Below are 3,710 nucleotides of genomic sequence, written 5' to 3'. Positions count from 1 at the left end.
CTTCGACCGGATCGTCGGGCGCGGACTCGACTACTGGGCCGACCCGTTTCATCGGCAACCCGGCTCGATCAACACCAACGACGGTGGTCGAGGCCTCTACTGGAACGACCCGGACGGGCACAGCCTCGAGATCATCACCCGCCCTTACGGCAGTGGCGTCTGATCGCGAGGCAGTGGCCCGCTGGGGCGCTATGCGGCGAGGAATGCGTCGATCTGGCCGATCGCCGACGACGCGCCCTCGATCACACCCATGTCGAGCACTTGCTGCAGACCCTCGGCGGTTGCGTAGACACTGTGATAGGTCGCGACCGTGCCGCCGCTTCGTTCGGTGAAGGTGTAGGTGTTCTCAGATACCGGCATGTCGTCGTTCGGCTGGAGGTCGTCGTCGGCGAAGCCGTCGGTGAAGGTGAAGCTGTATGGCTCGTCGATGGTGAGCATGTCCCAGTAGCCGGCGTACTTCTCCCCTCCCGGCCCGGTCATGTAGTAAGTGACGCGGCCGCCGGGACGGAAGTCGTGGTCGACGAAGGTTGCGGGAAACTCGGGTGGGCCCCAGATCTTCTCGAGCTGACGCGGGTCGGCATAGATCTGCCAGATCCGTTGCGGCGGTGCGGCGAATTCGGCCGTGATGGTGAGCGTCCGCGTCTCGAGATCGTGTACGGCGTTGGTGACAGGCATGATTCAGCCCTCCGGGGTCGAGTGGATTTCGGTTGCTTCGGTTGTGGTGGATTCTGTTGTGAGCGTCTCGGTGTCGAGGAGCTCGTCGATCCGTGCGATCCGGCCCCGCCAGACCGCTTCGAGATCGGTGAGCATCGACGCCACCGACTGCACCGCTGTCACGTTGCCGCTCGCGAGCTGCTCGCGGCCGTTGCGGCGTTTGGTGAGCAGTCCCGCCCGTTCGAGTACGGCGACGTGCTTCTGTACCGCAGCGAAACTCATGTCGTACTTCGCTGCCAGTACGGAGACCGAGTGCTCCCCCGCCAACACGCGACGCATGATGTCGCGTCGGGTGCGATCGGAGAGCGCATGGAACAGGGCGTCTGCCCGGTCCTCGTCCGTCTCGGCCACGCCCCCAAATATACAACTAACTGGTTGTACGTTGTCAAGGGTGTTTTGCCCGGTTGGTGTTCGAATCCATCGGCCGATATACCGATAGGGGTATAAGTTGGTACCGACCAAACAGAGCAGGAGTTGCGGATGTCTCCGCGTAAGCCGCCGATTCACACAGTCGGCTCCGACCCGGATTACCGATTCACCCTGGCCAACGAGCGAACCTTCCTGGCGTGGCTACGCACCGGGCTGGCGCTGCTGGCCGGTGCGGTGGCTCTGGCCGGCCTGATACACGACTTTGGTCCGCGCGCGCTGCGGGTGGTCATCACGGTGCTGCTGCTGGCGCTGTCCCTGGTCGTCACCATCGGTGCCTACGTGCGGTGGGATCGTGCCGAACGTGCATTGCGCGAAAATCGTTCGCTCCCGACGGATCCGCTGCCCCGGCTCATCGCCATCGGCATCGCGGTCATCACCGCGGTGGCCGCCGCGCTGATCTTCTTCGCAGAGATCGGCGGCTAGGGCACATGGGAGACACGCCGTAGTGGACAACGGATCCGAACTGATCGACGTCGGTGCGCAGGCCGAGCGTACGGCGATGGCCTGGCAGCGCACCGGGATCGGGGTCATGGCAGTCGGTGCGCTCGTGGTGCGCTGGAGCGTGACCGAGCACTTCTCGGTCTGGCCGGGCATCGTGCTCGCCGTGTTGGGTGGATTCGCCACCCTGGTCCTCGTTCCCCGTCGATACCGTCGGGTCCTGATGACCGTTCGGGCCGGGCACACGCCGCTGTCGCGGTATCTGGTGCCCGGCGCGGCGCTGTTCATGGTGCTGGTGGTGGTGGCCGTCGGCGCCGGTGTCGGCATCGAACTGATGAACCTCTGATCGGCCGCCGTCAGCGGACCCGCATCACCCGGCCGTGATCGCCGACGCGTCGGTGACCTGCCCATCTCCTGCCGACGCGTCGGTGACCTGCCCATCTCCAGCCACCCCGTCGGCGACTTGCCCATCCTCTGCCGCCGCGTCGGTGACCTGCCCATCCTCTGCCGCCGCGAGATCCGCCATGAACTCGCGCAGCAGATCGACCGCGTCGATCACCTTGTGGGTGTTCAACGAGTAGTAGATGGTGTTCCCGGCGCGGGAGGTCTTGACGACACTGCGTTCGCGCAGGATCGCCAGGTGCTGGCTCGTGTTGGACTGCGACAGCCCGAGTTCCTCGGCGATATCGCCGACCGACCGCTCACCATCCCGTAGTGCGTCCAGAATCAGGAGTCGCTTGGGGTCGGCGATCGCCTTGCACAATCGCGCGTGCAACGCATACATCTCCTTGACGTCAGCCCGGCTCATCGTCATTTTCGGCCACCTCCGTCGCTACTGGCCCAACCCGGCGTCTCGGGGCAATAGTATCGACACCTGCCCGCCCGTGATAACGACGGTAAAGGTCGCGATGTCGGTATCGGAGGGTCCGCGCGTCCGTGCGCCGGTACACACGTCGAACTGACTGCCGTGCCGCGGGCAGGTGAGGATGCCGTGCTCGAGTGCTCCATCGGACAACACGGCGCCGGCATGCGGGCACCGGTCGGCGGCCGCATACAGCGAACCGTCGAGCTGATAGATCGCCACCGGGCCCACCGGGGTGTCATCGACGCGTCCGACCAGTCCGAGCCGACCGGCGACGTCGGCCTCGTCGAGCACCGGGAACAACCGTGGGCTCCGTTGCGCATCGGCCAACAGGCCCCGAAGGCGGACGGCCAGCGCACCGCGATTCGCGACCATGTCGCAACCGGCCCGCTGTCCGGCGGTCCAGAGCTCCGGGTCCGGAACCGCGAGGTACCCCGCGATGATCGCGGCCGGCCATCGCCGGCGTGCGTGGGCGACCTCGTCGATCGCGTGCGACACTGCGAGATCGATCACCACGAGATCAGCCGGGTCGGCGGCGCCCGCGTCGACCCAGCTGAGCCCGAACTCGGCGTCGAGTCGTGCCAGCCGCGCGACGACACCGCGATCGGCGGCGATCAAAACCGCTGTCGGCATGGCCAGCCGATCAGATGAAGAACGTGATATCCGCGTCGGCTGCCATGTCGAGGAAGCTCGCCGCGCCCATGCTGGGCTCGAGACCGTCGATGAAGTCGTCCCGTTTGAAACCGTAGAGGTCCATGGTCATCTGACAGGGGTACATCCGCACCCCCATGTCCATGGCCATCTCCATCAACTCGCCGGGATCGGCGACCTTGTAGTCCTTGGCCAGCTTCTTGATCATCCGGGTGCCTGCGCCGCCGTAGTTGATCTTCCCCAATTTCAGACGGTTGGTACCGCCCGGGTCGACCAGCGACTCACCGCGTTGCATCCAGTTGGTGCCCGTGATGCGCTTGTCGTTACGCTGCAATACCCGCAACCCCCAGAAGGTGAAGAAGACATCCACCTCCATCCCGGACGCCGCGCCGGTGGTGGCGAGAATCATTGTCGGCCAAACCCTGTCGAGGTCGTTGCTCCAACAGACCATCGCCATGCGTTTGGTGTCGTCATCGATGTCCCCTGCGCTGCCGGGGGTGATCTGCACACTCATTTCCTCAACTCCTTGCCCTGGTTCCTACCTCGTGACATCCAGGCCCGAGACATCCGGCCCTCACGCCACCACGCCGATCAACAACACGATTCCCTGCACGAG

At 65.2% G+C, this 3,710-nt stretch carries 8 protein-coding genes; 3 read left to right on the top strand and 5 right to left on the bottom strand.

The window, feature by feature from the left end:
- Positions 1 to 163 (top strand): VOC family protein (locus tag GORHZ_RS31755; RefSeq protein WP_006335529.1); only part of this gene is annotated, 163 nt, incomplete at its 5' end.
- A 26-nt stretch (positions 164 to 189) separates the two neighbouring features.
- Here GORHZ_RS31755 and GORHZ_RS18165 read toward each other — a convergent pair.
- Together GORHZ_RS18165 and GORHZ_RS18160 are read right to left on the bottom strand one after the other, a co-directional pair.
- Positions 190 to 675 carry an SRPBCC family protein gene (locus GORHZ_RS18165; protein WP_006335528.1) on the bottom strand — a complete coding sequence of 162 codons (486 nt, stop codon included), beginning with the start codon at positions 673 to 675 and terminating at the stop codon, positions 190 to 192.
- A 3-nt stretch (positions 676 to 678) separates the two neighbouring features.
- Positions 679 to 1,065 carry an ArsR/SmtB family transcription factor gene (locus tag GORHZ_RS18160; RefSeq protein WP_006335527.1) on the bottom strand — a complete coding sequence of 129 codons (387 nt, stop codon included), beginning with the start codon at positions 1,063 to 1,065 and terminating at the stop codon, positions 679 to 681.
- 129 nt (positions 1,066 to 1,194) lie between these two features.
- Here GORHZ_RS18160 and GORHZ_RS18155 point away from each other — a divergent pair, with 129 nt between their 5' ends.
- Positions 1,195 to 1,566, top strand: coding sequence for a YidH family protein (locus tag GORHZ_RS18155; protein ID WP_006335526.1), 372 nt, complete (start codon positions 1,195 to 1,197; stop codon positions 1,564 to 1,566).
- Between the two features lie 22 nt (positions 1,567 to 1,588).
- Positions 1,589 to 1,927: a DUF202 domain-containing protein gene (locus tag GORHZ_RS18150; RefSeq protein ID WP_006335525.1), complete on the top strand. Its 339-nt coding sequence runs from the start codon at positions 1,589 to 1,591 to the stop codon at positions 1,925 to 1,927.
- Between the two features lie 24 nt (positions 1,928 to 1,951).
- Here the strand turns inward: GORHZ_RS18150 and GORHZ_RS18145 are convergent, their stop codons facing one another.
- Genes GORHZ_RS18145 through GORHZ_RS18135 form a run of 3 tightly spaced genes read right to left on the bottom strand, consistent with a single transcriptional unit; the run spans position 1,952 to position 3,608 of the window.
- Entirely contained in the window at positions 1,952 to 2,395 is a 444-nt protein-coding gene (locus GORHZ_RS18145) for an ArsR/SmtB family transcription factor (RefSeq protein WP_006335524.1), read from the bottom strand.
- A gap of 18 nt (positions 2,396 to 2,413) precedes the next feature.
- A complete protein-coding gene (locus GORHZ_RS29580; protein ID WP_006335523.1) occupies positions 2,414 to 3,076 on the bottom strand; it encodes a Rieske (2Fe-2S) protein in 663 nt (220 codons plus the stop codon).
- Between the two features lie 10 nt (positions 3,077 to 3,086).
- The gene (locus GORHZ_RS18135) at positions 3,087 to 3,608 is read right to left on the bottom strand and encodes a DsrE/DsrF/DrsH-like family protein (protein WP_006335522.1); all 522 of its coding nucleotides are present in this window, start codon (positions 3,606 to 3,608) and stop codon (positions 3,087 to 3,089) included.
- Positions 3,609 to 3,710: the final 102 nt, after the last annotated feature.

The organism is Gordonia rhizosphera NBRC 16068, assembly GCF_000298195.1.
In the GTDB taxonomy this organism is placed as follows: Bacteria; Actinomycetota; Actinomycetes; order Mycobacteriales; family Mycobacteriaceae; genus Gordonia; species Gordonia rhizosphera.
This window is presented reverse-complemented; position numbering and strand designations above follow the sequence as displayed.